Source organism: Curtobacterium sp. PhB172, assembly GCF_003752545.1.
In the GTDB taxonomy this organism is placed as follows: domain Bacteria; phylum Actinomycetota; class Actinomycetes; order Actinomycetales; family Microbacteriaceae; genus Curtobacterium.
Genome location: NZ_RKIF01000011.1, coordinates 104030 through 127641, shown reverse-complemented (window position 1 = coordinate 127641; position 23612 = coordinate 104030). Strand labels below are relative to the sequence as shown.

Below are 23612 nucleotides of genomic sequence, written 5' to 3'. Positions count from 1 at the left end.
CACAACCGAAGTCCGTCCGAACCGCGTGATCACGTGGTTCGGACGGACTTTGGTTGTGCTGAACGGATGCGCGCCGCGCGCCGCCCGCCCCGGAGCTAGCCCCCGAGCGCCTCGGTCAGCAGCGCGGCCATGGCGTCGAGCTGGATGTCGCCGGAGTCGACGAGTTCCTCGTCCGAACCGTCGAGCGCGCGAGCGGCCAGGGACGCCTTCGAGTCGATGAGCTCGGCGATCTTGGTGTCGATCGTCTGCGCGGCGATGATGCGCCACGCGGTGACGGGCTCTTCCTGCCCGATGCGGTGCACGCGGTCGATCGCCTGGGTCTGCTCGGCGCTCGTCCACGACAGCTCGGCGAGCACGACGTTGGACGCCACCTGCAGGTTCAGACCCACGCCGGCCGCGGTGAGCGAGCAGACGATCACGGCCACGTCGGGGTCGTTCACGAACGAGTCGATCTGCGCCGTGCGCTGCGTGGCCGTCTGGTCGCCGCGGATCGTGGCGGTGCGCAAGCCCCGTCGAGCGAAGACCTCTTCCGCCTGGTCCATCACGTCGAGGTGCTTCGCGAAGAACACGACCTTGCCGACGTTCGACGCGAGCTGCGCGGCGTAGTCCGCTGCGAGCTGGGCCTTGGCGCGACCGATGCGTCGGACCATCGAGAACACGTTCTCGCCGGTCGACGAGGCGTCCTGGTCCTCGAGCTCCCAGCGCGCGACCTGCCGGACGAGCTTGTGGTCGATGCCGACGACCGGGTCCTGCCCGGTTCGGGCGTCGAGCGCCTGGTGGTACCGGCGGACGAGCTTCGCGGTGAGCTCGCGCTCGGCGTCGCGGATGGAGCGGCCCTCGTCGCCGTCGAGCTCGACGGGGATGTCGGCGATCCGGCGGGCCGGGATGTCCGCGGCGACGTCGACCTTGCGGCGTCGGACGATGCCCTGGTCGATGACGGCACGACGAGCCTCGACGAAGAAGCCCTGGTCGGCCGGCGTCAAGCCGATCTCCTCGAGCTCGTTCATGAGCTTCGCGCGGGGCTTCTTGTCGTCGATCCAGCCGAGGTACTCCCAGATGGTCCGGAAGTCCTCGACCGAGTTGATCAGCGGGGTGCCCGTCAGCGCCATGAGCAGCGGTGCCGCGGTGCGCTGCCGGATGCGGTCGGCGATCTGCAGCACGAAGCGGGCGCGCTGCGAGTCCTTGTTCTTGATGAAGTGTGCCTCGTCGACGACCATGCCCTTGAAGCCGAAGCCGCCGAGCCAGCCGGCGTGCCGGTCGAGGATCTCGTAGTTCACGATGATGATGTCGGCGAACCCGTCGAGGTCGTTGCCGTCCCCGTGGATGACGGTGGCGCGGTGGTTCGGCACCCAGCGCTCGGCTTCGCGCGCCCAGTTCGTCTTGACGACGTTCGGCACGACGACGAGCAGCGGGAACGCGTTCGCGGCGTCGGCAGCGAGCAGCGACTGCGCCGTCTTGCCGAGGCCCGGCTCGTCGGCGAGCAGGAACGTACGGTGCCCCTGCGACGCGGCGGCGACCAGTTCGGCCTGGTGCTTCATCAGGGTGGTGCCGGAGCGGGAGTGCAGCGAGGTCGGCTCGGGCAGCGGCATCGTCGCCGCTCCCCCGCCTGCGCCGTACTCGAACGACTTGAACAGCGGACCGAAGAGCTCCCAGTTCGCCAGGCGACGCGGGTGCGCGACGGGCTGGTCGGCGAGCGCGAAGTCCGGCGGCAGGAACGGGTTGGCGAGCTGACGCTGCACGACCGCCTGCGGGGTGACCGCGCGCACCGGGGTCTCGGCGACCGGGGTGGGCTCCGCCGCGATGACGAGGTCCTCGGGCTGCAGTTCCATGCCGCCGGCGATCATCATGTCGCGCTTGACGGCGCGGGTCGCCTCGGAGACCTGCACCTCTTCTGCCAGCAGCTGGATGACGCTGGTGTCGCGGGCCGCGGTCTTCGCGAGGATCGTCGCCACGCCGTCGAGCCGCTTGAGCTGCTCGGCGCGCTGCGAGTCGGTGAGGTCGGTGTCGCCCTTCACCCGAGCGCGCTCTTCGCGCATGAGCAGTGCGACGGCCTGGAACTTCGTCCGGTTCGTCGCCTTGAGCGGTCCGCGCTGCGCCGCCGCCTCGACCTCGCGCACCGCGCGGGCGAGGACGGGGATCACGCCGTCGTTGTCCAGCGGCCTCGTCCGACGTGACGCGGTCCGCGTCCCGCCGGCAGCTCGCCGGGTGCCTGATCGAGCCAACGCTCCTCCTGTTCCGCCCACGCATCGGGGCGAGCCGCCCGTGGGGCGGAAGTCCTGCACCGGGGCCTGACACGGCTCCGGTTCGGCTGCGGGCCACCGTGGCCCACCGCATCGCCGGTCCCCGCTTCGGGACGTCCGGTGGAGTCCCGCGGACCGTTCCACCGCGAGCGCCTGCTCGGCGCCGGGTGCGACGGTCCGCGCCGGGATCCGGCGTCGTCACACGCACGTGACGCCCCCGCGGGGCGGTCACGGCCCGGTTCCCGCGTCGATCAAGTGATCGACGGCTGCGTCCGGAATCGACGCGGCACGCGGGAACGCGGTGCGTGCGCGCTCAGTTTACTCCCCGACCCCCGACAGAGGCGACTCCTCGTCGCCCGCGCGCGTCGCGCCTCCTGGCCGTTGCGGCCCGAGCGTCCCCTTCCCGCGCGCGTCCCACGGGATCTGGAACGTTCGCGACGGCCGACCGGGAGGCCCGGGGCGGGCCCGCCCCGGGCCTCCCGACCGCCACGGGTCGCATTCACCGCCGCGCCCGGGGTTCCGAAATCTTGGCATCTCACGCCGCCTCGGAAGCGTCCGTGGAACCTCGGCGCACCGCGCGCGGCATGTCGTGGAACCTCGGCGCTCGGCGCGTGGCGTGTCGTGAAACCTGGGCGCTAGGCGCGCGGCGTGCCGTGGAACCCCGTCAGACGCGGGGCGCGGACCGCGGGCGGACCAAGCCGGCCGCCGGCAGGACCGGAGCAGCCTCGGCCAACGCTGCCCGCGTCGCCGCGAGGAGCTGCTCGGCGGTCTGGATGCCGTTCGCGGAGCCGGTGGTCGCCTGGCCGCCGGCGTGGGCGAGCAGCTGGGCACCGATGGCGGGCCCGATGCGGTCGGCCTCGCGCAGGTTGCGGGCGACCCAGTCACGGGCGATCGCGTCGGCGAGGCGCTCGGCCGCGGCTCCGCGGTCGGCGTCTCCGCGCGATCGGTGCCAGAGGCCGGTGACGACCAGGTGGGCGACGACCGCCCCGATGTCGCGGACCGGGAAGCCCCACCCAGCGGTGTCGATGTCCAGGAGCCCGGAGATGCGCCAGGGCTCGTCCTCGTCGACGAAGACCTGCTCGAGGTGCAGGTCGCCGTGCACGACCTGCTTCGTCGCGCTCGTCCAGCCGATCGACCGGCGGCCGATGGCGTCGTACAGGCGGTCGATCTCGTCGGCGTCCTGCGGCAACGCGGCGATGAGCGTGCGGCGGTGCCAGTCGGCGTGGTCCATCGCGTCGGCACGGGCCTGCTGGGTCATCGGGACGGTCGCGACCCGACCGCTCAGGGCGGCCAGCGACGCGACGAACCGCGGGTCGTCGGCGATGTCGAGGATGCGGCTGCCGGCCGGCACGCCGCGGATCCGCTCGAGCACGAGGAGCCCGTCGCCGCGGCTGGACAGCACGCGGGGCACCGGCAGGCCCGCCGCCACGAACTGCTCGTGCGACTTCACGATCGGCGCGACCCGGTGCGGACGGACGATCTTCAGGAACAGGGTTCGCTCGGGGGCGTCCACCCGCACCACCGCCCGCTTGCCCGGTCGGTACGCGGCCACCGTGAGCACCGGGTCGGTGACGGGCATGCCGAGCGTCGTCAGGAGCTCGGCGACCGCGTCCCGGTAGGTCACCTGCGGCAGCACCGGCAGACCCGGGTCGTTCGGGTACGCCCACACCGAGACGGGTTCGCCGGTCGCGGGATCGGTGACGATCGCACTGTTCTGGTCGTGCGCGCCGCCGGTGTCGACGTACGTCAGGACGGTGGCGCGCTGACCGTTCCGGTCGACGGTGTCGACCTCGTAGCCGTACAGGTAGCCGTTGCCCGAGGGCTCGACGGAGTGCGCCCGTGCGGCCACGACAGAGGTCCCGGAGCCGGCGAAGGCCTGCGGGATGACGCGCTCATGGTTGGGCCACACGACATCAGTCAACCGTGTCCGGACGTTTTCGTCGCGTTCGTGCACGGCTCGGCGTGCGGGCGGTGGCTAGCGTGGTCGAGGTGAACCCGGTCGCGCGTCTCCGCAGCTCCAGTCGCACGCCGTTCCTGCAGGTCGTGAAGACCGCGGTCGCGGTCGTCGCGGCGGTGCTGCTGTGCCGGCTGCTGATCCAGGGACCGTTCCCGACCTTCGCCGCGATCGCCGCGCTGCTCGTCGTGCAGCCGAGCATCAACCAGTCGTTCGTCAAGGGCCTCGAGCGGAGCGCCGGGGTCGTGCTCGGCGTGCTGCTCGCCACCGGGTTCCACCTGCTGCTCGGCGACTCGGTGTGGGTCGTCCTGCTCGTGGTCGTGCTCGCCATCCTCATCGCCTGGGTGCTCCGGCTGACCCCGACCTCGGCGACCCAGGTCAGCATCAGCGGGATGCTCGTGCTCACCGCGGGGGTCGTCACGCCGAACTACTCGGCCGACCGGATCCTCGAGACCGTGATCGGTGCGGTCGTCGCCCTCGTCGTGAACGCCCTGATCATCCCGCCGGTCCTGCTCGAGCCCGCGCACCTCGCCGTCGCCCGACTCGCCCGCGACACCGCCGTGGCCTTCGAACGCGTCGCGATCGGCCTGACCGAGGGGTGGGACCGCGACCGCTGGCAGGACGCCTTGGTGCGGGCCCGCGCGCTCCGGCAGCAGCACGCGAAGACCGAGGCATCACTGAACGCGGCTCGCGAGTCCCTGACGATGAACCCACGAGGCGGCCGGCACCGCACGATCCTCGACCGCGACGTCGCCATCACCGAGCACCTGCGCGTCCTGGTCACGCGCGTCACCGGCATGACCCGGGCGATCCACGACAACACCGCACCAGACCTGCGCGCCGACCCGGTGGTCGGCGGCATCGCGACCGAGGTGGCCCGGATCGGCTCGGACGTCCGCGCGCTGAGCGCCCGGGTCGAGTCGACACAGCTGGACCCGTCGTTCGCCGCGGGTGCCGGTCGGGACGATGCCGGCGGGTCGACCGCCGAACCCGCGCTGACCGCGCCGATGGAGATCGTCCGACCGAACTCACGGCACTGGGTGCTCATCGGCGCTCTGCTCGAGGACGTCCGACGCGTGCGCGAGGAGCTGCTCGGCGAGGACGACTGACGCCGGTCGACGCGGCGTGCCAGCGCCGGTCGGTCGCGGCGTGCCAGCGCCGGTCGGGCGCGGCGTGCCAGTGCTGGTCAGCGCGTGGCGCGTGCGGCTTCGGCCGCCGTCTGCACGACGTCGTCCCAGATCACCGCGGCCGGCACGGCGGGGTCGGTGCCGGGAACGCCGACATCGGCGAACCGGCTGATCTCCGCGACGACGGCCTCGGTGCCGACCTCGCGCGCCGCGCGGCTCGCCACATCGGGGACGGCCGTCCGCAGTTCGGCGACCACGCGGTCGCGGCGGACGCCCTCCATCTGGCCGAGCGCACCGATGCCCTTCCACGCGGCGTCGAGCTCCGCGCGGAGACGGACGATGGCCGGGTGGTCGACGGACGGGTGGTCGACGGACGCGTGGTCGATCGGGTCGTTCATGGTGCCCCCTGGTGCAACGGACCGCCCTTCGGGTAAGCGCTGTCCGCCAGGTGATCCTACCAATGAAGCAAGAAGTCCTCATGTCCCTAGAACGCGGGACAGACCGTTCTGCCCGGTGGCCTGGCAGCCACGGTACCCGCTCCTGTGACGAGATTCAGTGAGTTCGGCCCGGGCATCGGCCCTCCGCGCCCGTTCGATGCCACGATGGGTCCGAGGAGGTCCACTATGCGGCTGTTGGTGGTCGAGGACGACGATGAGATGCGTGCCCTGATGGAGCGCGGTCTCGCTGCCGAGGGGTACCGCGTGACGGCGGTGGAGAACGGGGTCGAGGCGCTCATCGCCCTCGGCGAGCAGGCGTTCGACCTGGCCGTCGTGGACGTGATGATGCCCGGCATGTCCGGGTTCGAGCTCGCACGACGGATCCGCGAGCGCGAGGACCCCGTGCGGATCCTGCTCGTCACCGCGCGCGACGCCGTGGACGACCGCGTGTTCGGCCTCGACGCCGGGGCGGACGACTACCTCACCAAGCCGTTCGCGTTCGCCGAGCTCACCGCCAGGCTCCGCGCCCTCGGTCGCCGCGAGTCCGCCGGGGCACCTCGAACGATCGAGGTCGGCGACGTCTCGATCGACTCCGAGGCCCGTCGCATCTCGATCAAGGGCCAGCGCGTCGCCGTCAGCCCGACCGAGTTCGCGCTGCTCCGCCTGCTCGCGCGCTCCGCCGGCAGCGTGGTCGACCGGCCGAAGATCCTCGAAGAGGTCTGGGACGGCTCGCAGCACGTCGACCCGAACGTCGTCGAGCAGTACATCTCGTACCTCCGCAAGAAGCTCGTTGCCCACGAGGCCACCGTCGCGATCGCCACCGTGCGCGGCCGCGGGTACCGCCTGGATCTGCTCGGGGCGTGAGCGGGGCCTCCGCTCGCCCGGGGCCGGACCGCCCACGACGCGGTCTGGTCCGCCCCCTGCGCCTGCTGTCGCTGCGGGCACGGATCACGATCGGCTCGACGGCGATCGCCGCGGTCGTGATCGTGCTGCTCGTGCTGGTGATGCGGTTCCAGGTGGTCAGCGTCGTCGCGAGTGCGACCCGGACCCTGCTGGACGCCGACGCCGACCCCTACGTCGCCACGCTCGAGGTGGACAGTGATCCCGACCTGTCCCCGCCGGGCAACGCGCAGCTCGTCGCCGTGGTCTCACCGTCCGGAGACATCGTGCTCTCGACGATGCCCACCCGCGTGGAGAGCGCCCTCGGCAGCCTGACCTCCACGGCGGCCGGCACCTCGATCATCCGGGTGTCCGGGTCCGAGTACCGCGTAGTGGTCGAACACCCCGTGAACCAGGCCGGCCGGTGGACGGTCGTCGCCGCCCGGAACTCGCAGGCCGAGGCGATCGTGGTCGACGACCTCACCTCGACCCTGTCGCTCACGGGCGTCGCGATCCTGCTCGCCTTCGGCATCGCCTCGTGGATCCTGGCGACCGCGGCACTCCGTCCCGTCAACCGCATGCGCCGTGAGGCCGAGCGGCTGTCCGTCGCGCCCGAACGGGCCGAGCTGCCCGTCGGGCCCGCGCAGGACGAACTCGCGTCCCTCGCCACGACCCTCAACGCCTTCCTCGCCCGCACGCGCCAGGCCACCGAGCGGGAACGGCAGATGGTGTCCGACGCCAGCCACGAGCTCCGCACACCGCTCGCCATCCTGACCACCCAGCTCGACCTGGCGTCGCTCGACGGTGACGACGCCGCTGCCCTGGCCGCCCACATCGAGCGCGCCAAGCACAGCGTCGCCCGGCTCTCCCGGTTGGCGAACGACCTGCTCGCGCTGTCGCGGATCGAGGAGTCCGAACGGCTGGAACAGGACGGCGACCAGCGCCCGGAGACCGCCTGGTCCGACCTCGGTGACGAGGTCATGGCGGCCGTCGACCGGGTCCGGCTCATCGCGTCAGCCAAGGACGTCACCGTCGACTTCGACCTCGAGGCCCCGGTGGGCGTCGGTGGCTCCGGGCCCGGCATCGGCGGTGGGACCCACGAGCCCCGCTACCGGCTCGACACCGGCGGCATGGCGCAGCTCGTCACGAACATCGCGGGCAACGCGGTGTCGGCGCTCCCCCGCGGTGGCGGCATCTTCGTGTCCTGGCGCAGCACCGGCGGCGAGGGTGTCCTGCAGGTCACCGACGACGGCCCCGGTGTCCCCGAGTCGTTCATCCCGGTGGCGTTCGACCGGTTCACCCGACCGGACGAGGCACGGAAGTCGCGCCCGAACCCCGACCCGGCCACCGGTGCGATCGCCCTGCCGGGTGGATCCGGCCTGGGGCTCGCGATCGTCCGTGCGGTGGCCGAGCGCGCCGGTGGGACGGCGTCGCTGCGGAACGTGCGCTCCGGCGGGCTCGAGGTCACGGTGCGACTGCCCGAGGTCGAGTAGCCGCGCGCCTACTCCGCCGCCCGCCGCCCGCCGCGCGCGGACCGCCGCCCCCGACCACTCACTGGAAGTCCCGCGACCGCGTGCGCACGGACAGCGACAGGTGCTCGATCCGGTCAGCCACCAGGTTGACCACGCCGTCGGGCGAGCGCTCGAGGATGCCGCGGACGATCACCGCCGGGGATTCCCGGGCAACCCGGCGGTACCGCCCCCACACCCCGACGCTGCAGATGACGTTGACCAGCCCGGTCTCGTCCTCGACGTTCATGAACGTGATCCCCGACGCCGTCGCCGGACGCTGCCGGTGCGTGACGATCCCGCCGATCTCGACCCGCCGCCCGGTCTCGGCCGTCGCGGTGTCCTGCACGCTGAGCACCCGGCGGGCGGCGAGCCGGTCGCGCACGTGCCGGACGGGGTGGTCGTCGGTCGTCATGCCCGTCGACCACATGTCGGCGATCAGGACGTCGCCGCTCGTCATCTGCCCGAACAGCGGCGGTTGGACGACGACCTGCGTGTCCGGCAGCTGGTCAGCGCGCTCCGCAGCGGCCTGCGCCGCCGACCACATCGCCCCGCGGCGGTCGATGTCGAACGGGGCGAAGGCGTCGGCTGCGGCGAGCGCCTCGAGCTGCGCCGTCGTCAGCCCCACCCGGCGGGCCAGGTCGGACATGTCGACGAAGGGACCGTTCGCGTCACGCTCGGCGACGATCTTCTCGGCGCTCTTCCGGCTGAGCGAGGCGACCTCGGCGAGTCCGAGCCGGACCGCGAACGCGCCGTCGCGGCGGTGCCGTGCGGTGTCGTCGGGCAGTGCCTTGTCGAAGGGCAGCACCGGCGGCTGCTCGGTGTGCAGGCAGGCGTCGTCACCGCACGGGGGCACCACCTGGTCGTCGCCGAGCGGTTCGAGCGTCGCGTCGACACCGGAGCGCAGGATGTCCGGTCGGAGCACCTGGACGCCGTGCCGACGGGCGTCGGCGACCAGGGTCTGCGGTGAGTAGAACCCCATCGGCTGCGCCCGGAGCAGCGCGGCCAGGAACGCCCCCGGGTAGTGCAGGCGCATCCAGGCGCTCGCGTAGACGATCAGGGCGAAGCTGATCGAGTGGCTCTCCGCGAAGCCGAAGTTCGCGAACGCCTGAATCTTCGCGTAGATCGCGTCGGCGTCCTCGCCGTGGATGCCGTTGTCCGACATGCCCGCGTAGAGCTTGTCGCGCAGCCGGTCGATCTTCTCGTGGCCGCGCTTCGACCCCATCGCCCGCCGCAGCAGGTCGGCGTCGTCGCCCGAGCAGTTGCCGACCGCGATCGCCATCTGCATGAGCTGCTCCTGGAACAGCGGCACCCCGAGGGTGCGTTCGAGCACCGGTTCGAGCGACGGGTGGATGTACGTGATCGGTTCCTCGCCGGTCCGACGCCGGATGTAGGGGTGCACGGCACCGCCCTGGATCGGGCCGGGGCGGACGAGGGCGACCTCGATCACCAGGTCGTAGAACCGCCGTGGGAGCAGCCGGGGCAGGGTGCCCATCTGCGCGCGGGACTCCACCTGGAACACCCCGATGGTGTCGGCTCGGCAGAGCTGGTCGTAGACGCCCTGTTCCTCCTTCGGCATGGAGTGCATCTCCCAGCGTTCCCCGCAGTGCTCCGCCGCCAGGTCGAACGAGTACTGCAGCGCCGCGAGCATGCCGAGGCCGAGCATGTCGAACTTCACGAGCCCCATGAAGGCGCAGTCGTCCTTGTCCCACTGCAGCACGGTGCGGCCGTCCATCCGCGCGTGCTCGATCGGCACGACCTCGCCCACCGGCCGGTCGGTGAGCACCATGCCACCCGAGTGGATGCCGAGGTGGCGCGGGAAGCCCAGGACGTCGCTCGCCAGCCCGACGACGGCCGGCGGGATGTCGTGGTCCTGGCTCTCGGTCACCGAGCCCCACCGCTCGACCTGCTTCGACCAGGCGTCCTGCTGCCCCGGGCTGTGGCCGAGTGCCTTCGCCATGTCGCGGACGGCACCCTTCGGGCGGTACGTGATGACGTTCGCGACCTGGGCGGCGTTGTACCGGCCGTACTTCTCGTAGACGTACTGGATCACCTCTTCGCGGCGGTCCGAGTCGAAGTCGACGTCGATGTCGGGTTCTTCGTCGCGCATCGCCGACAGGAACCGCTCGAACGGCAGGCCGTAGCGGATCGAGTCCACCGCGGTGATCTCGAGCAGGTAGCAGACCGCGGAGTTCGCGGCGGAGCCCCGCCCCTGGCAGAGGATCCCCCGGCCGCGGGCGTACTGCACCATGTCGCGCACGATCAGGAAGTAGCCGGGGAAGTTCTTGTCCTCGATCACGGCGAGCTCGCGTTCGATGCGCTCGCGCTTCTGCGGGTCCACGCCGTCGGCGCTGCCGGGGTAGAGCCGACGTGCACCCGTCCAGGTGAGCTCCCGCAACCAGGACATCGCGGTGTGGCCGTCCGGCACGTCGAGGTCGGGCAGCCCGGGCTTGACCGTGCGCAGCCGGAACCCGAGTTCGTCGGCCAGCGTGACGGTGTTCTCGATCGCCCCCGGGTACCGCCCGAACCGCCGGGTCATCTCGGCGCCGGAGCGCAGGTGCGCGGTGTCGGCGGCCGGCAGCCACCCGTCGATCTCGTCGAGGCTGCGCCGGGCCCGGACCGCGGCCAGCGCCGTCGCCACCGGGAAGCGGTCCGGGGTGGCGTAGTGGACGTTGCCGGTCGCGACCAGGGGCAGCGTGTACCGCTCGGCGAGGGTCGCGAGCACGTCGTTCCGCGCACTGTCGAGCGGGTCGCCGTGGTCGAGGAGCTCCACCACGACGTTGCTGCGCCCGAAGCGGTCGAGCAGCACGCGCAGCGCGGTCTCCGCAGCGGACTCCCCGCCCTGCTCGAGCGCCTGCCGCACGGTGCCCTTCCGGCACCCGGTGAGCACCCGCCAGTGTCCGTCGGCCCGCCCCGCGAGCTCGTCGAGGTCGTAGCGCGGGCTGCCCTTCTCGGACCCGGCCGCGAGGTGCGCACTCGTCACCGCGCCCGCGAGCCGGTGGTAGCCGTCCTGCCCGTCGGCGAGCAGGAGCAGGTGGGAGCCCTCGGGATCGGGGACGCCGTTCTGCGGTTCGGTCAGGCCCAGCGAGAGCTCGGTGCCGTAGACGGTGCCGACCTGCGGGTACGCCTCGGCGACCTCGGCCATCCGGGCAGCACCGTAGAAGCCGTCGTGGTCGGTGAGGGCGAGGGCGTGCAGGCGCAGCCGTGCGGCTTCCTCGAACAGCTGCTCGGGCTGGCTGGCACCGTCGAGGAAGCTGAAGGCCGAGTGCGCGTGCAGCTCGGCGTACGGCACGACCGGAGGGCCGTCGTCCGCAGCCGCCGGCTGGTCCGTGGGCACGTACGGCTCGCGCTTGCGCGACCACGCCGGGCTGTCCCCGCCGTCGCCGGCCTTCGCCGCCCCCGGACTGCGCTTGTCCGACAGGGCGCGCTCGAACTGCGACCACGGCACGGGTGGGTTGCTGTAGCCCATCAGGTCCTGCTCCTGGATCGGTTCACGTGGCGATCGCCTCCGCCCACCAGCGGTGGTCCGCCAGCACCAGGTACCAGGCACGGCCCTCGGCGTCGACGAGCTGCAGCCGGTGCAGTCGTCGGCCGCCGGACTCCCACCACCGCACGACGAGCGGCCAGGGGCCCGCCCAGGCCGTGACGGGTGCGAACCCGCCGCCCCGGTCCCCCTCGGCACGGAAGCGTTCGGGCGCGCCGGACAGCACACCGCGGTCGTCGACGTCGACGCTCGCGCCGTCGCGTGAGACGACGTCGACCGGCCGGGGACGCTCGAGGACGGTGGCGGGCGGCGGCCCGGGCAGTTTGCCGGGCCACGGTCGGTCGCGCACGGTGGCCAGGGCACGCTCGCCGCCGGGTGGGGCGTCGCCCCACGGCACGAGCACCACCCGCTCGGACAGGGTCCGACCACCACCGGCCCGCGGGCTCACCACCCCGTCGTGCCCGACCATGCCCTGGATCCGGGCCAGCCCGTGGTGCACGCGCTCGTCCGGCCCGGAGCCCCAGAGTCCGCGTTCGTGGTTCGCCATGTCGTCGACGGCGACCGGCTCGAGCACGACCGAGGTGACCGGGGCCTCGAGCCCGGTCGGGTCGACCCCGCCGGCGAGCTGCCACCGCACCCGGTCGACGACGTCGGCGGCGTCGAACCAGCGGGGGTGTGCCCACGTGCGTTCGAGCAGGATGTCCCGCTCGTCGACGATCCCCACCCGGATGGTCGTCGCGACCAGCCCAGCGGCGCGGAGGCGTGCGGCGAAGTCGTCGGCGGAGCGCCGGAACGCGAACGCGATCTGGTCGGCGCGGTCGAGCGGGGGCTCGAAGGCGGCCTCGATCCGGAGCTCGGGCGGGATCGCGCGTGCCGAGATCTCCCGCGGGTCGCGTCCGCCGGCCAGCCGGTGCAGGAACGCTCCGGCGACCCCGAACCGGTCGCGGACCTGCTCGTCACTGAGCGACGCGAAATCGCCCAGCGTGGTGATGCCGAGCCGGTCGAGCACCGTCGCGAGCTCGGGGTCGCCGAGCACACCGAGGGGCAGGGCCGCCAGGAAGTCCGACGAGCCGGAGACCGGCACGATCCGCACCCGTTCGCCGGGACGCACCGGTCGGGCCCGTGCTGCCTGCTCCGCCGCGAACGGGGTGTCCGCCACACCGGCCCGCACCGCCGGGGCACCGTGGTCGGCCGCGATCCCCGCCAGGGTCGCCGCGGCCGCCCGCTCGCCGCCGTAGTACCGCGCCGGTCCCCGGGCACGCAGGGCGAGGGTGCCGGGCCGCAGTACCTCGACCCCGGGGACGGCCGCCTCGACCGCGCGGATGACGGGTTCGAACGCGCGGTGGTCGAGCGCATCGTCGTAGGGGTGCACGACGAGCTCCGGACAGCGCGCCTGCGCCTCGCGCACCCGGAGGCCCCGGACGACGCCGTGCTGCCGTGCGGACGCGGAGCTCGCGAACACCAGGCCCTTCGCGACCACGGCGAAGGGCTGCTCCGGCGGTGCCCCGGCCGCGCGGGCCGCCGCGATCACCGGCCAGTCCGGGCACCAGAGCACGATGGTCCGGGTCGGTGGCGGCTCGGGCAGCGCCCCGCCGCGGGCGATCGCGTCGGCCCGGACACGCCCCGGCGCGATCACGACGCCACCGCCACGCACAGCAGGACCGGCGCGATCACGACGCCACCGCCACGGGCCGCAGCACCCGGGTGTCGCCGGACCCCACCGACGGCACGGAGGTCGCCGTCCGGACCGTGCCGTCGGCCGCGGGCAGGAGCAGTTCGGCGCTCGTGGGGCGCACCGCACCCGCACGACCGGTCGCCGTCACGGTGGCACGACGCTCGGTCAGGTGCCCGTGGCCCTGCCCGATGCCGCTCCACACCGACGACGTGATCCGCAGCGTGACGTCCGCTCCCGGCCAGGACCCGAGCGCGACGAGGGCCCCGCCGCGTTGCCGGAGCCGGGCCGACAGGCGGGCGACGTCTCCAGGCACCACCCGGCCGAGCGGCCGGGTGAGCACGATCTGGGCGACATCGGCCATCGCCGCGGTCACCGCGAGCCACTGGTCGCCCGGATCGGGGACGAGCACGAGCCGCTCGAGGTCGATCCCCGCAGCGGCCGCGGCCTCGATCCCGAAGGACGGCACCCCGACGACCGCGCACCACGCACCGGCCGCCGAGGCCGCCTGCAGCATGGTGATCGCGAGCAGCACCGACTCGGGGACGGCGTAGGTGCCGCCGACCCGGATCGCACCGCCGGGCAGCAGGGGTTCGAGAGCGGAGGCGGTCGGGAGCCCGGCGGTGTCGACACGGGTGGACTCCATGTCGGTGACCCGGGACCGCAGGGACGTGATGCGGTCGAGCGCCGCCCGGGCGTCACCGAGGTGGTCCGCAGCGCCCGCGCCGCCCCCACGGGCAGCACCCGCGCCCCCGCGCGCAGCACCCGAACCCCCGCGCGCAGCACCACCCCGCCCGACCCGGTCCGGGCCGGGCGACCGGAGTGCCGCCGCCGTCTGCATGCCCTCATATTCGAACATGTGTTCGATGATGTCAATCGCGTCCGACATCCGTGGACAATCGGGTCGAACGGGTGTTCGGTCAGCTCACCACGTCGCCACCGCACCGACCGCGCCGAGCACGGACCGCGTCTTCGTCACGACCTCGTCTGCCTCGTCCGCCGCCACCGACGACCACGTCACCGCTCCCCCGGCGCCGAGCGTCCGCGACCGGACCTCGACCGGCCCCACCCCGCCGCCCGGTGCGTCCACCACCGTCACCAGTGTCCGGATGACCACCGACAGGTCGACCGCCCCGCTCGCCGAGAAGTACCCGATCGTCCCCGAGTACACCCCGCGCGGCGCGCCCTCGAGCCGGTCGGCGATCGCCATCGCGCTGATCTTCGGCGCGCCGGTCATCGACCCGGGTGGGAACGCCGCCCGCACCACGTCCGCCGGCGACGTCCCCGACGGCAGCACCGCACCGATCGTCGACACCATCTGGTGCACGCTCGCGTAGGTCTCGACCGCACACAGCCGTTCGACGTGCACCGACCCGGGGATCGCCGTCCGCAGCAGGTCGTTCCGCAGCAGGTCCACGATCATCACGTTCTCGGCACGGTCCTTGGCGCTCACCGCGAGTTCGTCCCGCACGGCCGCGTCGGCGGCAGCGTCGGCGAGTCGTCGCCGCGTGCCCTTGATCGGTTCCGCCAGCACGGTGCGGTCCGCGGCGATCCGCAGGAACCGCTCCGGCGACCGGCTCGCCACGCGCAGCGGGCCGAGCCGCAGGTACGCACCGAACGGGACGGGGTCCGACGCCCGCATCCGGAGGTACTCGGACAGGTGCGGGTCCGTGCGGGGGCCGACCCGGGCCTCCCGGCCCCCGCCTGGCACGGAGAAGGAGGTGGTGAGACAGACCTGGAACGCGTTGCCCTCGCGGATCTCGGCGCGGCACGCGTCGACGGCGCGTTCGTGGTCAGCACGCGACGTGCGTCCGACCGCTGACGACACCCCGGCCGGGAGGCCCGTGGCCGCGTCCGCCACGTCGGCCGGCGACGGCGACCCGGTCACCGTCTCGAGCCACGCCCGGTTCTGCGCGCTGGCCGCCGGTTCCGCGTCGGCGACGAGCGTCAGCGCCCAGGCGTCGCCGGTGTGGTCGACGACCACGGCGCGGTCCACGAACCGCAGGTCGGCGTCGGCGTGGCCGTCGGCGGTGCGGTCCGGGCCGCCGGACTCGCGACCGAGCTCGTACCCGAGGAACCCGACCCAGCCGAGTGCGAAGCCGCAGCCGGCGATCGGCTCGGGCAGCTGCGGCGTCCGCGCGAGGAGGTCGGCCAGCACGGTGAAGGCCGGACGGTCGTCGGAGGACGACGAGCCGAACCAGCCGGCAGCGGGCGCGGCGACCTCGACGGACGCCTGCCGGTCCTGGTGGCGGAACCGGGCCGCGAACGGTCCGTCCGTCCACGTCAGCACCGACCATCGTGCCCGTGGTCGAGCGGCTTCCGGTGCGCCGTCCGGCAGCGCGGAGTCGAGCCACACGAGGTCGCCGTCGGCCGCGGCGGCCAGCGCGCCGAGGTCGGGGACCGGATCGAGCCGGCGGACCTCGATGCGGGCGCCGGCCGACGGACCGGTCAGATCGCGGAGATCGTCCATGCGGCGGCATGGGACGCACCGGCGGCGAGCACCACGAGACCGCGGTCGACACCGTCGTTGAAGGCGTCGGGGGCGCACGTCATCGGCTCGACCGCCAGGCCGGCGCGGTGGTACTCGGGGACGACGTGGTCGGCCGTGTGCACCTGCACCCACGGGCACTCCGGACCGAAGGTCGCGCGGACACCCCGGCCGTCCGCCGCGGTCAGGGCGATGGTCGCTGCCCCGTCGGCGTCGCGGTCGAAGCCAGTGAAGGCGTGGTCGATGAACCGGTCGCCGATGCGTGTTGCGGTGCGCAGGTCGAACTCGTCGTGCACGGGGACCAGGTCGGTCGGGATCAGCCGGTCCGGCGTGACCTCGAGCACCTCGGCCGCGGGCAGGGTGAGGGTCCAGTCGTCGACCGTGCCGGCGCCGGCGACCAGGTACGGGTGCGGGCCGGTCCCCCACGGGGCGTCGTCCGCGCCGGAGTTCGTGCCGGTGATCGTCGTGTGCAGCCCGGCGTCGTCCAGCCGGTACTCGACCAGGACCTCGACGCGGTACGGGTAGCCAGCCTGGGCCTGCACGGTGGTGGCGAGCACCACGCGGTCGGGCTCCTGCGCCTCGACCCGGAAGTCGGTCCAGGCGACCAGTCCGTGCAGGGCGTGGTGCCGTGCCGGTTCGGTGAGCGCGAGCTCGTGGTCGACACCGCCGAACGAGTACTCGCCGTCGACGACGCGGTTCGGCCACGGAGCGAGGACGGCACCGCGGAACGCCGGACGGACCTCGTCGGCGGCGAACGGCACGATCAGGTCGCGACCCTCGTGCCGCAGGGTCCGCAGCGTCGCACCGACCGTGGCGATGTCGGCCGTGTACCCGGCGGCGGAGATCGTCAGCGGGGTTCCGGACAGCGGCGCATCGTTGCTCATGCGCTCAGCGTATCGGGCACGTGCGGCCACCCGCACCACGAGAAAACCCCCGCCGTTCCGGGGAACGACGGGGGTTGTTGGTGGATCTGAGGGGACTCGAACCCCTGACCCCCTGCATGCCATGCAGGTGCGCTACCAGCTGCGCCACAGACCCAGATTGTGTTGCTTCCGTGCCGGCCGGTTCCCCGGAGGCACCATAGAAGCGTACACCATGCGAACGCCGGGCAACGAAATCGAAGCCGTCACCCGGGCGCGTCGCTGATCAGGCGGTGTGGTCCACCGGGAGCTCGAGCGGGATGGTCGGGCAGTCTGCCCAGAGCCGCTCGAGCGAGTAGTACTGACGGTCCTCGTCGTGGAAGACGTGGACCACGATGTCGCCGACGTCGATGAGGACCCAGCGGCCCTCGCTCCGGCCTTCGCGGCGGAGGGTCTTGGCGCCGAGCTCGAGGAGGCGCTCCTCGACCGCATCGGCGATGGACTGCACGTTGCGCTCGTTCCGACCGGTTGCGAGCAGGAACACGTCCGTGAGCTGCAACGGCCCGGTCACATCGAGCGCGACGAGGTCCTCGGCCTGCTTGGCGTCCGCCGCGAGAGCGGCGGCCTGCACGAGTTCCAGTGCGCGAGTGGAGGCGGTCACGGATTCCTTCCGGTCGTCGACCCGGCAGGGAGCCGGATCGCTTGATGGGTCACGATCATAAGCCACCCCGCCGACGCACGGCCAGGCCGCGGCCGACGCAGGTGTCGGGATCGGTGGTTCGGGTCGGGGCGTCAGCCGCCGAAGGTGTGGGTCGTGACGAGCGCGACGATGATGACCGCGGCTGCGGCGACACCGACGGCGCCGACCGTGACACCGAGGATGAGCGGCGTGCGCGACTCCTTCGGCTTCGCGGCGGCGAGGACGACCTGGCGGGTCGAGGTGTGGCTGGACACCGCGCGGCTGGCGCGCACCGGGCTGGCGTCGGTCTCCGGCTGCTCGTCGTGCTGCTCGAGCAGGCGGTCGACCTCGGCGCCGTCGATCGGTCGGTGCGACCCCGTCGAGGACAACGACGCGGGCAGGTCGATGGACCCGGTGAGGATCACCTCGCCCGTCGCGTTCAGTGCTCCGGTCGGGTCGGCCAGGGCCGAGTTCGGCAAGATGATCGCGTTGGTGTCGGTGACCGCGATCCGGCGGGTGCCGGTCGAGTCGTCGTGCACCTCGGCGTCGTTCGAGCCGTGCGCCTGCTGCGACCAGTGCCCGACGGGCGGCTCGAAGGCCGTCGTCATCGGCTTCGGCTCGGCCGGCCGCTGGAAGGACGCGGGGACCTTCGGGGGCTCGGTCCGTGCGGGCTCCGGGATCGGCACCTCGTTGGTGTCGTCGTCGGTGTCGTCGTCCTCGGGGTCGAGCGACAGCGGGAACACCGCCGGGGTCGACGGCGCACCGTCGGGGATCCCCGGGAGCGACGTGGCCGAGGGGTGCTCGGGCGCAGCGGCGTCGACCGGTGCGTCTGGAGCGATCGCGTCGGTGCTGGTCTGACCGGTGCTGGTCTGGCCGGTGCTCGTCTGGTCGGTGCCCGTCTGGTCGCTGGGCGTCGCTGCGGGAGCCGCGTCGGCGGACCCGGACCCGGGCTGTGCGTCGGATGCGTCGTCGCCGTCGTCGGCGGGCGGCGACCAGGTCGACCGGTGGCGCCGGGGCTCCTCGGCGTGCGCAGCGGCTTCGTCGAGCGGTTCGAGCGCGTCGGGCGACCCGTCGGCCTCGGTGGCCTGGGCGACCGCTGCCTCGTCGAGCACCGTGGGGGTCTCGGAACCGGACGGCGCGTCCGCGGCGCGCGGCGCCGAGGTCGGCTCGATGGTGTCGACCGAGCCGAGGACGTCCTCGACGGTGCGGTCGGAGGACTGCGGCGTGGGGTTCTGCAGCGGGACCGGCAGGACCGCCTGGTTCTCGGCGGCGCGCTGCTGTCGGATCTGGCGGCGGGTCAGACCACCGCTGCCGGGCACGATCTCGGTCGCCGAGGCGGGCGGGAACGGCGACACCCCGGCCGCGGGGACGGAGGTCACCGGCACGGAGGGCGCCGAGGCCGGCGTGCCGGTCGGTGCCGACGTCGCCGTCGCGGCGGACGCCGGAGCGGAGGACTGGGCCGGACCGCCGGGAGCGGGTGCCACGTGCGAACCGGGCCGAGGACGGGGTTCCGTCGACTCGGTGGGTGCGGCGACGGTCGGCGGCGGCGTCGCGGGCTGCGAACCGGCTGCTGCGGCACGCTCCCGCTCGCGCGCCTGACGCCGCGACAGGGGCGGCTGCGCGTCGGACGAACTCATGCAACGCTCCGATACAGGTGGTGCTTGGAGATGTACTGGACGACCCCGTCGGGGACCAGGTACCAGACGGGGGAACCACGTCTCACCCGGTCGCGGCAGTCGGTCGACGAGATGGCCAGTGCGGGGACTTCGAGCAAGCTTACGTCTCGCTCGGGGAGTCCGCTGATGCTCAGGTCGTGTCCCGGACGCGTCACGGCGACGAAGTGCGCGAGGTCCCAGAGGCCATCATGGTCTTTCCAGTCGACAATCTGCTGAACGGCGTCTGCGCCCGAGATGAAGACGAGCTGCGCGTCGGGCCGCTGTTCGTGCAGGTCGCGGAGCGTGTCGACCGTGTACGTCGGGCCGGGGCGGTCGATGTCGACGCGGCTCACCGTGAACATCGGGTTGGACGCGGTCGCGATGACCGTCATCAGGTAGCGGTGCTCGGCATCCGTGACGCCGGACTTCATGTACGGCTGACCGGTGGGGACGAACACGACCTCGTCCAGGTCGAACGCCCGAGCGACCTCGGACGCCGCGACGAGGTGACCGTGGTGGATGGGGTCGAACGTGCCGCCCATCACCCCGATGCGCGGTCGTCCGGTGCTCTCGAGCATCGGGTGCAGATCAGCTCTTGGTGTGACCGAACTCGTCGACACCCGTCTCGTGGTGGCGGGTGGCCTCGAACTTCTGCGAGTGGCGGTAGGCCACGTCGCGGAAGCTCCAGGTGACGAAGCCCAGGAAGATGAAGAACAGCGCGCCGACCATCGGGAACACGAACGCCGGGGCCCCGGAGGCGTGCTCCGCAGCTTCTGCGAGGAAGGTCATCGTTCGGTGCTCCGTTCGGTCGGGGAAAGACGCCGTTCAGTCTAGCCGCGGATCTGGCCGTTCCCGCGCACGATCCACTTGGTGCTCGTGAGCTCCGGCAACCCCATCGGGCCACGCGCGTGCAGCTTCTGCGTCGAGATGCCCACCTCGGCGCCGAAGCCGAACTCCCCGCCGTCGGTGAAGCGCGTCGACGCGTTCACCATCACGACCGCCGAGTCGACCGTCGCCAGGAACCGCTCGGCCGTGTCGACGTCGTTCGTGACGATCGACTCGGTGTGGTGGGTGGACCAGCGCGCGATGTGCGCCATCGCGGCGTCGACGTCCGACACGACGCGGATCGACAGGTCGAGGTCCATCGACTCGGTCGCCCAGTCCTCGTCGGTGGCGCGCAGCACGCCCGGCACGATCGCCCGCGTGGCGTCGTCGCCGCGCAGCGTGACGCCGGAGGCGCGGAGCCGGTCCGCGAGCACGGGCAGCAGCCGCTCGGCCGCCTGCTCGTGCACGAGCAGGGTCTCGAGGGCGTTGCAGACGCTCGGCCGCTGCACCTTGCTGTTCAGGACGATGTCGACGGCGCGCTGCTCGGGGGCCGACGCGTCGAGGAACACGTGCACCACGCCGGCACCGGTCTCGATCACGGGGACCTGCGACTCGGTGACGACGGTCTGGATGAGCGAGGCGCTGCCGCGCGGGATGAGCACGTCGACCAGGCCGCGGGCGCGCATGAGCTCGGTGGCGCCGGCACGGCCGAACTCGTCGATGGTCTGCACGAGCTCGCGCGGCAGACCGACCGACTCGACGGCGTCCTGGATGCGGGCCACGAGCACGGCGTTCGTCCGCTGGGCGGCGGATCCCCCACGGAGCACGACCGCGTTGCCCGACTTCAGCGCGAGCGAGGCGATGTCGACCGTGACGTTCGGTCGTGCCTCGTAGATGGCGCCGACGACCCCGAACGGCACCCGCACCTGCGTGAGCTGCAGGCCGTTCGGCAGGAGCGAGCCCCGCAGGTGCTCCCCCACCGGGTCCTGCAGGCCGACGACGTCCTCGACCGCGGCGGCCAGTGCCTCGATGCGTGCGGGGTCGAGCCGGAGGCGGTCGACGAGACCGGAGGACAGGCCGATCTCCTCGCCCGCGACCAGGTCACCGTGGTTCGCGGCGACGATCTCGTCGGTGGCTGCGCGGACCCCGGCGGCGATCGCCACCAGGGCGGCGTCCTTGACCGCCGTCGTCGCGGTCGCCAGCGCCGACGAGGCGGTGCGGGCCGCCACGAGCGTGTCGGTCAGGGTCGGGGCGGGCGCGATCGACGACATGGACCGATTCTAGGTCCGACGCGAGCCCGTGTGACGGACGGGGCCAGCGCCTCCCGTCAGCCGTCGACGACCCGTGTCAGGGACGCGGCGCGGCGTGGAACCAGGTGCCGACGTGCTCGCCCGACAGGGCGCGGTCGACGAGGGCCGTGGCGGTCACCAGGACCGACGTGCCCGCCTCGGCCGCGAGCCGTGCAGCCGCGACCTTGGTGCCTGCTCCCCCGGTCCCCACGCCGGACTTGCCGACGGAGCCGAAGGTGACGCCGGCGAGCTCGTCGCCGAACGGTACCTCGTCGATGCGCTCGGCGCCGGGCTGCTCCGGCGGCTTCGTGTACAGGGCCTCGACGTCCGACAGCAGCACCAGGGCGTCGGCACCGAGCAGCCGAGCCACCAGGGCAGCGAGCCGGTCGTTGTCACCGAAGCGGATCTCGTGCGTGGCGACCGTGTCGTTCTCGTTCACGATCGGCAGCACCCGCAGGGCGAGCAGCCGGTCGATGGCGCGCTGCGCGTTGACCCGGTGCGTGGGGTTCTGCAGGTCGCCGGCGGTCAGCAGGATCTGCGCCGCGACGACCCGGTGCCGGTCGAGTTCCTTCTGGTACCGGAACATCAGGACGTTCTGGCCGGTGGCCGCCGCGGCCTGCTGCGTGGCGAGGTCGTCGGGACGGCCCTCGAGCCCGAGGAACGGGAACCCGGTCGCGATCGCACCGGACGACACGAGCACGACCTCGGTGCCACGGCCGTACGCGCTGGCCAGGGCGTCCACCAGTGGACCGATCTGGCCGGCGGCGTCACCGCTGACCGAGGACGAGCCGACCTTGACCACGATCCGCCGCGCACGCGGGATGTCCTCTCGCCGGGTGACGGGTCCGAGGTCGGTGCGGGCGGTCGTGTCGGTCATGCCGCGGTCAGTCCTTCTGGTCGCTGGTCTCGAAGTCACCGGTCTCGACGCCGGTCTCGACTCCGGCCTCGGGGTCGCCGGTCTCGAGGTCGTCGCTGGTGACGACCTCGTCGTTCACCCAGAGGCCGGAGACACGCTCCTGTTCGAGCTCGGCACGGGCAGCGGCCTTGGCGTCCATCCGCTCGAAGTACTCCTCGCGACGCTCGTTGCGGGTCGGACGCGAGGTCGCACCGATGCGGGCGTCGGTCCCGCGCGCGCTCGTGATGAGCTCCGCGGTGGACGTGAGCGTCGGCTCCCAGTCGAAGACCATGCCGCCGTCGCCACCGATCACGACGGTCGAACCGGCGACCGCGCCGGCCTTGAACAAGCCGTCCTCGACGCCGAGCTTCGCGAGCCGGTCGGCCAGGAAGCCGATCGCCTCTTCGTTGGTGAAGTCGGTCTGCTGGATCCAGCGCTCCGGCTTCGCGCCGCGGACGCGGAAGAAGCGGTGCTCCTCGCCGCCCTCGGCACGGACCGTGAAGCCCTGGTCGTTGACGGCACGGGGGCGGATGACGATGCGCTCGACGACGGGCTCGGCCGCGCGCTTGGCACGACCCTGCTCGACGACCTCGGCCAACGCGAAGGTCAGCTCACGCAGACCCTTGTGGGACGCCGTGGAGATCGGGAACACGCGGTAGCCGCGGCCCTCGAGCTCGGCGGTGACGAACTCGGCGAGCTCCGCGGCGTCCGGCACGTCGATCTTGTTGAGCGCGATGAGCTGCGGACGCTCGAGCAGCGGCACCTGGCCCTCGGGGACCGGGTAGCGCTCGAGCTCGCCGAGGATGACGTCGAGGTCGCTGATCGGGTCGCGGCCCGGGTCCATCGTCGCGCAGTCGATGACGTGCAGCAGGGCTTCGCAGCGCTCGACGTGGCGCAGGAACTCGAGGCCGAGGCCCTTGCCCTCGGACGCGCCCTCGATCAGCCCGGGGACGTCCGCGACCGTGAAGCGGCTCTCGCCCGACTCGACGACACCGAGGTTCGGGGTGAGCGTGGTGAAGGGGTAGTCGGCGATCTTCGGCTTCGCGGCCGAGATCGCGGCGATGAGCGAGGACTTGCCGGCGCTCGGGAACCCGACGAGGGCGACGTCGGCGATGGTCTTCAGCTCGAGGCTGATGTCACCCGCCCAGCCCTCGGTGCCGAGGAGCGCGAAGCCGGGGGCCTTGCGCTTGGTGGTGGAGAGCGCCGCGTTGCCGAGGCCGCCCTGTCCACCGGGGGCCACGACGACGCGCATGCCGGGCTCGGTCAGGTCGGCGATGACCTCGCCGGCCTCGTCGTACACGACGGTGCCGATCGGGAGCGGGAGCTCCTGGACCTCGCCGCTGACGCCGCTGCGGTGGTCGCCCATGCCCGGCTGCCCGTTCTTGGACGAACGGTGCGGGGAGCGGTGGTAGCCGAGCAGCGTGGTGACCTGCGGGTCGGCCACGAGCACGATGTCGCCGCCGTCACCGCCGTTGCCGCCGTCGGGCCCGGCGAGGGGCTTGAACTTCTCACGGCGGACCGAGACGCAACCGTTGCCGCCCTTCCCCGCGCTGAGGTGCAGGGTCACGCGGTCGACGAAGGTCGCCATGGTTCCACTCCTGGAAGATCGTTGCGCCGACG

At 72.8% G+C, this 23612-nt stretch carries 18 protein-coding genes and 1 tRNA gene; 3 read left to right on the top strand and 16 right to left on the bottom strand.

The annotated features are described in order from the left end of the window. Window positions 1-95: 95 nt before the first annotated feature. Window positions 96-2222 carry a DEAD/DEAH box helicase gene (locus EDF42_RS16285; protein WP_165901102.1) on the bottom strand — a complete coding sequence of 709 codons (2127 nt, stop codon included), beginning with the start codon at window positions 2220-2222 and terminating at the stop codon, window positions 96-98. Between the two features lie 682 nt (window positions 2223-2904). Next, the gene (locus EDF42_RS16280; RefSeq protein ID WP_123673389.1) at window positions 2905-4149 is read right to left on the bottom strand and encodes an aminoglycoside phosphotransferase family protein; all 1245 of its coding nucleotides are present in this window, start codon (window positions 4147-4149) and stop codon (window positions 2905-2907) included. Between the two features lie 80 nt (window positions 4150-4229). Between EDF42_RS16280 and EDF42_RS16275 the strand changes: the two genes are divergently transcribed. Continuing rightward, a complete protein-coding gene (locus EDF42_RS16275; RefSeq protein ID WP_123673575.1) occupies window positions 4230-5303 on the top strand; it encodes an aromatic acid exporter family protein in 1074 nt (357 codons plus the stop codon). A gap of 77 nt (window positions 5304-5380) precedes the next feature. Here EDF42_RS16275 and EDF42_RS16270 read toward each other — a convergent pair whose 3' ends face one another. Then, window positions 5381-5719: a hypothetical protein gene (locus tag EDF42_RS16270; protein ID WP_111084550.1), complete on the bottom strand. Its 339-nt coding sequence runs from the start codon at window positions 5717-5719 to the stop codon at window positions 5381-5383. A gap of 225 nt (window positions 5720-5944) precedes the next feature. Here EDF42_RS16270 and EDF42_RS16265 point away from each other — a divergent pair, with 225 nt between their 5' ends. After that, window positions 5945-6622 (top strand): response regulator transcription factor, encoded by a 678-nt coding sequence (locus EDF42_RS16265; protein ID WP_111084549.1) that lies wholly within the window; start codon window positions 5945-5947, stop codon window positions 6620-6622. Then, a complete protein-coding gene (locus EDF42_RS16260; protein ID WP_123341068.1) occupies window positions 6619-8130 on the top strand; it encodes a cell wall metabolism sensor histidine kinase WalK in 1512 nt (503 codons plus the stop codon). The genes EDF42_RS16265 and EDF42_RS16260 overlap by 4 nt, the downstream gene beginning before the upstream one ends. Window positions 8131-8188: 58 nt before the next feature. Here EDF42_RS16260 and EDF42_RS16255 read toward each other — a convergent pair whose 3' ends face one another. From EDF42_RS16255 to obgE, 13 genes are all read right to left on the bottom strand, one after another. Then, the gene (locus EDF42_RS16255) at window positions 8189-11614 is read right to left on the bottom strand and encodes an error-prone DNA polymerase (protein WP_123673387.1); all 3426 of its coding nucleotides are present in this window, start codon (window positions 11612-11614) and stop codon (window positions 8189-8191) included. A gap of 22 nt (window positions 11615-11636) precedes the next feature. Then, a complete protein-coding gene (locus tag EDF42_RS16250) occupies window positions 11637-13265 on the bottom strand; it encodes a DNA polymerase Y family protein (RefSeq protein WP_123673573.1) in 1629 nt (542 codons plus the stop codon). 34 nt (window positions 13266-13299) lie between these two features. Beyond that, the gene (locus EDF42_RS16245) at window positions 13300-14160 is read right to left on the bottom strand and encodes a hypothetical protein (protein ID WP_148067823.1); all 861 of its coding nucleotides are present in this window, start codon (window positions 14158-14160) and stop codon (window positions 13300-13302) included. A 66-nt stretch (window positions 14161-14226) separates the two neighbouring features. After that, window positions 14227-15771: an anthranilate synthase component I family protein gene (locus tag EDF42_RS16240; RefSeq protein WP_123673383.1), complete on the bottom strand. Its 1545-nt coding sequence runs from the start codon at window positions 15769-15771 to the stop codon at window positions 14227-14229. Continuing rightward, window positions 15750-16673 carry an aldose 1-epimerase family protein gene (locus EDF42_RS16235; protein WP_123673381.1) on the bottom strand — a complete coding sequence of 308 codons (924 nt, stop codon included), beginning with the start codon at window positions 16671-16673 and terminating at the stop codon, window positions 15750-15752. The genes EDF42_RS16240 and EDF42_RS16235 overlap by 22 nt, the downstream gene beginning before the upstream one ends. Window positions 16674-16751: 78 nt before the next feature. Continuing rightward, a tRNA-Ala gene (locus tag EDF42_RS16230) sits at window positions 16752-16827 on the bottom strand. A gap of 108 nt (window positions 16828-16935) precedes the next feature. Then, window positions 16936-17310, bottom strand: coding sequence for a ribosome silencing factor (gene rsfS, locus EDF42_RS16225; protein ID WP_111084542.1), 375 nt, complete (start codon window positions 17308-17310; stop codon window positions 16936-16938). A gap of 131 nt (window positions 17311-17441) precedes the next feature. After that, window positions 17442-18965 (bottom strand): hypothetical protein, encoded by a 1524-nt coding sequence (locus EDF42_RS16220; RefSeq protein ID WP_123673379.1) that lies wholly within the window; start codon window positions 18963-18965, stop codon window positions 17442-17444. Then, on the bottom strand, window positions 18962-19561 hold the full coding sequence (nadD, locus tag EDF42_RS16215; protein ID WP_111084540.1) for a nicotinate-nucleotide adenylyltransferase: 600 nt from the start codon (window positions 19559-19561) through the stop codon (window positions 18962-18964). The genes EDF42_RS16220 and nadD overlap by 4 nt, the downstream gene beginning before the upstream one ends. Before the next feature lie 10 nt (window positions 19562-19571). Further along, the gene (locus EDF42_RS16210) at window positions 19572-19772 is read right to left on the bottom strand and encodes a hypothetical protein (RefSeq protein WP_123341074.1); all 201 of its coding nucleotides are present in this window, start codon (window positions 19770-19772) and stop codon (window positions 19572-19574) included. A 41-nt stretch (window positions 19773-19813) separates the two neighbouring features. Further along, on the bottom strand, window positions 19814-21079 hold the full coding sequence (locus tag EDF42_RS16205) for a glutamate-5-semialdehyde dehydrogenase (protein WP_123673377.1): 1266 nt from the start codon (window positions 21077-21079) through the stop codon (window positions 19814-19816). Between the two features lie 76 nt (window positions 21080-21155). After that, entirely contained in the window at window positions 21156-21974 is an 819-nt protein-coding gene (gene proB / locus EDF42_RS16200) for a glutamate 5-kinase (RefSeq protein WP_228505024.1), read from the bottom strand. 7 nt (window positions 21975-21981) lie between these two features. Next, a complete protein-coding gene (gene obgE, locus EDF42_RS16195) occupies window positions 21982-23580 on the bottom strand; it encodes a GTPase ObgE (RefSeq protein ID WP_123673375.1) in 1599 nt (532 codons plus the stop codon). Window positions 23581-23612 lie beyond the last annotated feature (32 nt).

Coding starts and splice junctions, on each gene's coding strand:
- EDF42_RS16270 (WP_111084550.1), bottom strand. CDS start 5,719: ATGAACGACCCGATCGACCACGCGTCCGTCGACCACCCGTCCGTCGAC.
- EDF42_RS16265 (WP_111084549.1), top strand. CDS start 5,945: ATGCGGCTGTTGGTGGTCGAGGACGACGATGAGATGCGTGCCCTGATG.
- EDF42_RS16255 (WP_123673387.1), bottom strand. CDS start 11,614: ATGGGCTACAGCAACCCACCCGTGCCGTGGTCGCAGTTCGAGCGCGCC.
- EDF42_RS16245 (WP_148067823.1), bottom strand. CDS start 14,160: ATGTTCGAATATGAGGGCATGCAGACGGCGGCGGCACTCCGGTCGCCC.
- EDF42_RS16240 (WP_123673383.1), bottom strand. CDS start 15,771: ATGGACGATCTCCGCGATCTGACCGGTCCGTCGGCCGGCGCCCGCATC.
- EDF42_RS16235 (WP_123673381.1), bottom strand. CDS start 16,673: ATGAGCAACGATGCGCCGCTGTCCGGAACCCCGCTGACGATCTCCGCC.
- EDF42_RS16220 (WP_123673379.1), bottom strand. CDS start 18,965: ATGAGTTCGTCCGACGCGCAGCCGCCCCTGTCGCGGCGTCAGGCGCGC.
- nadD (WP_111084540.1), bottom strand. CDS start 19,561: ATGCTCGAGAGCACCGGACGACCGCGCATCGGGGTGATGGGCGGCACG.
- EDF42_RS16210 (WP_123341074.1), bottom strand. CDS start 19,772: ATGACCTTCCTCGCAGAAGCTGCGGAGCACGCCTCCGGGGCCCCGGCG.
- EDF42_RS16205 (WP_123673377.1), bottom strand. CDS start 21,079: ATGTCGTCGATCGCGCCCGCCCCGACCCTGACCGACACGCTCGTGGCG.
- proB (WP_228505024.1), bottom strand. CDS start 21,974: ATGACCGACACGACCGCCCGCACCGACCTCGGACCCGTCACCCGGCGA.
- obgE (WP_123673375.1), bottom strand. CDS start 23,580: ATGGCGACCTTCGTCGACCGCGTGACCCTGCACCTCAGCGCGGGGAAG.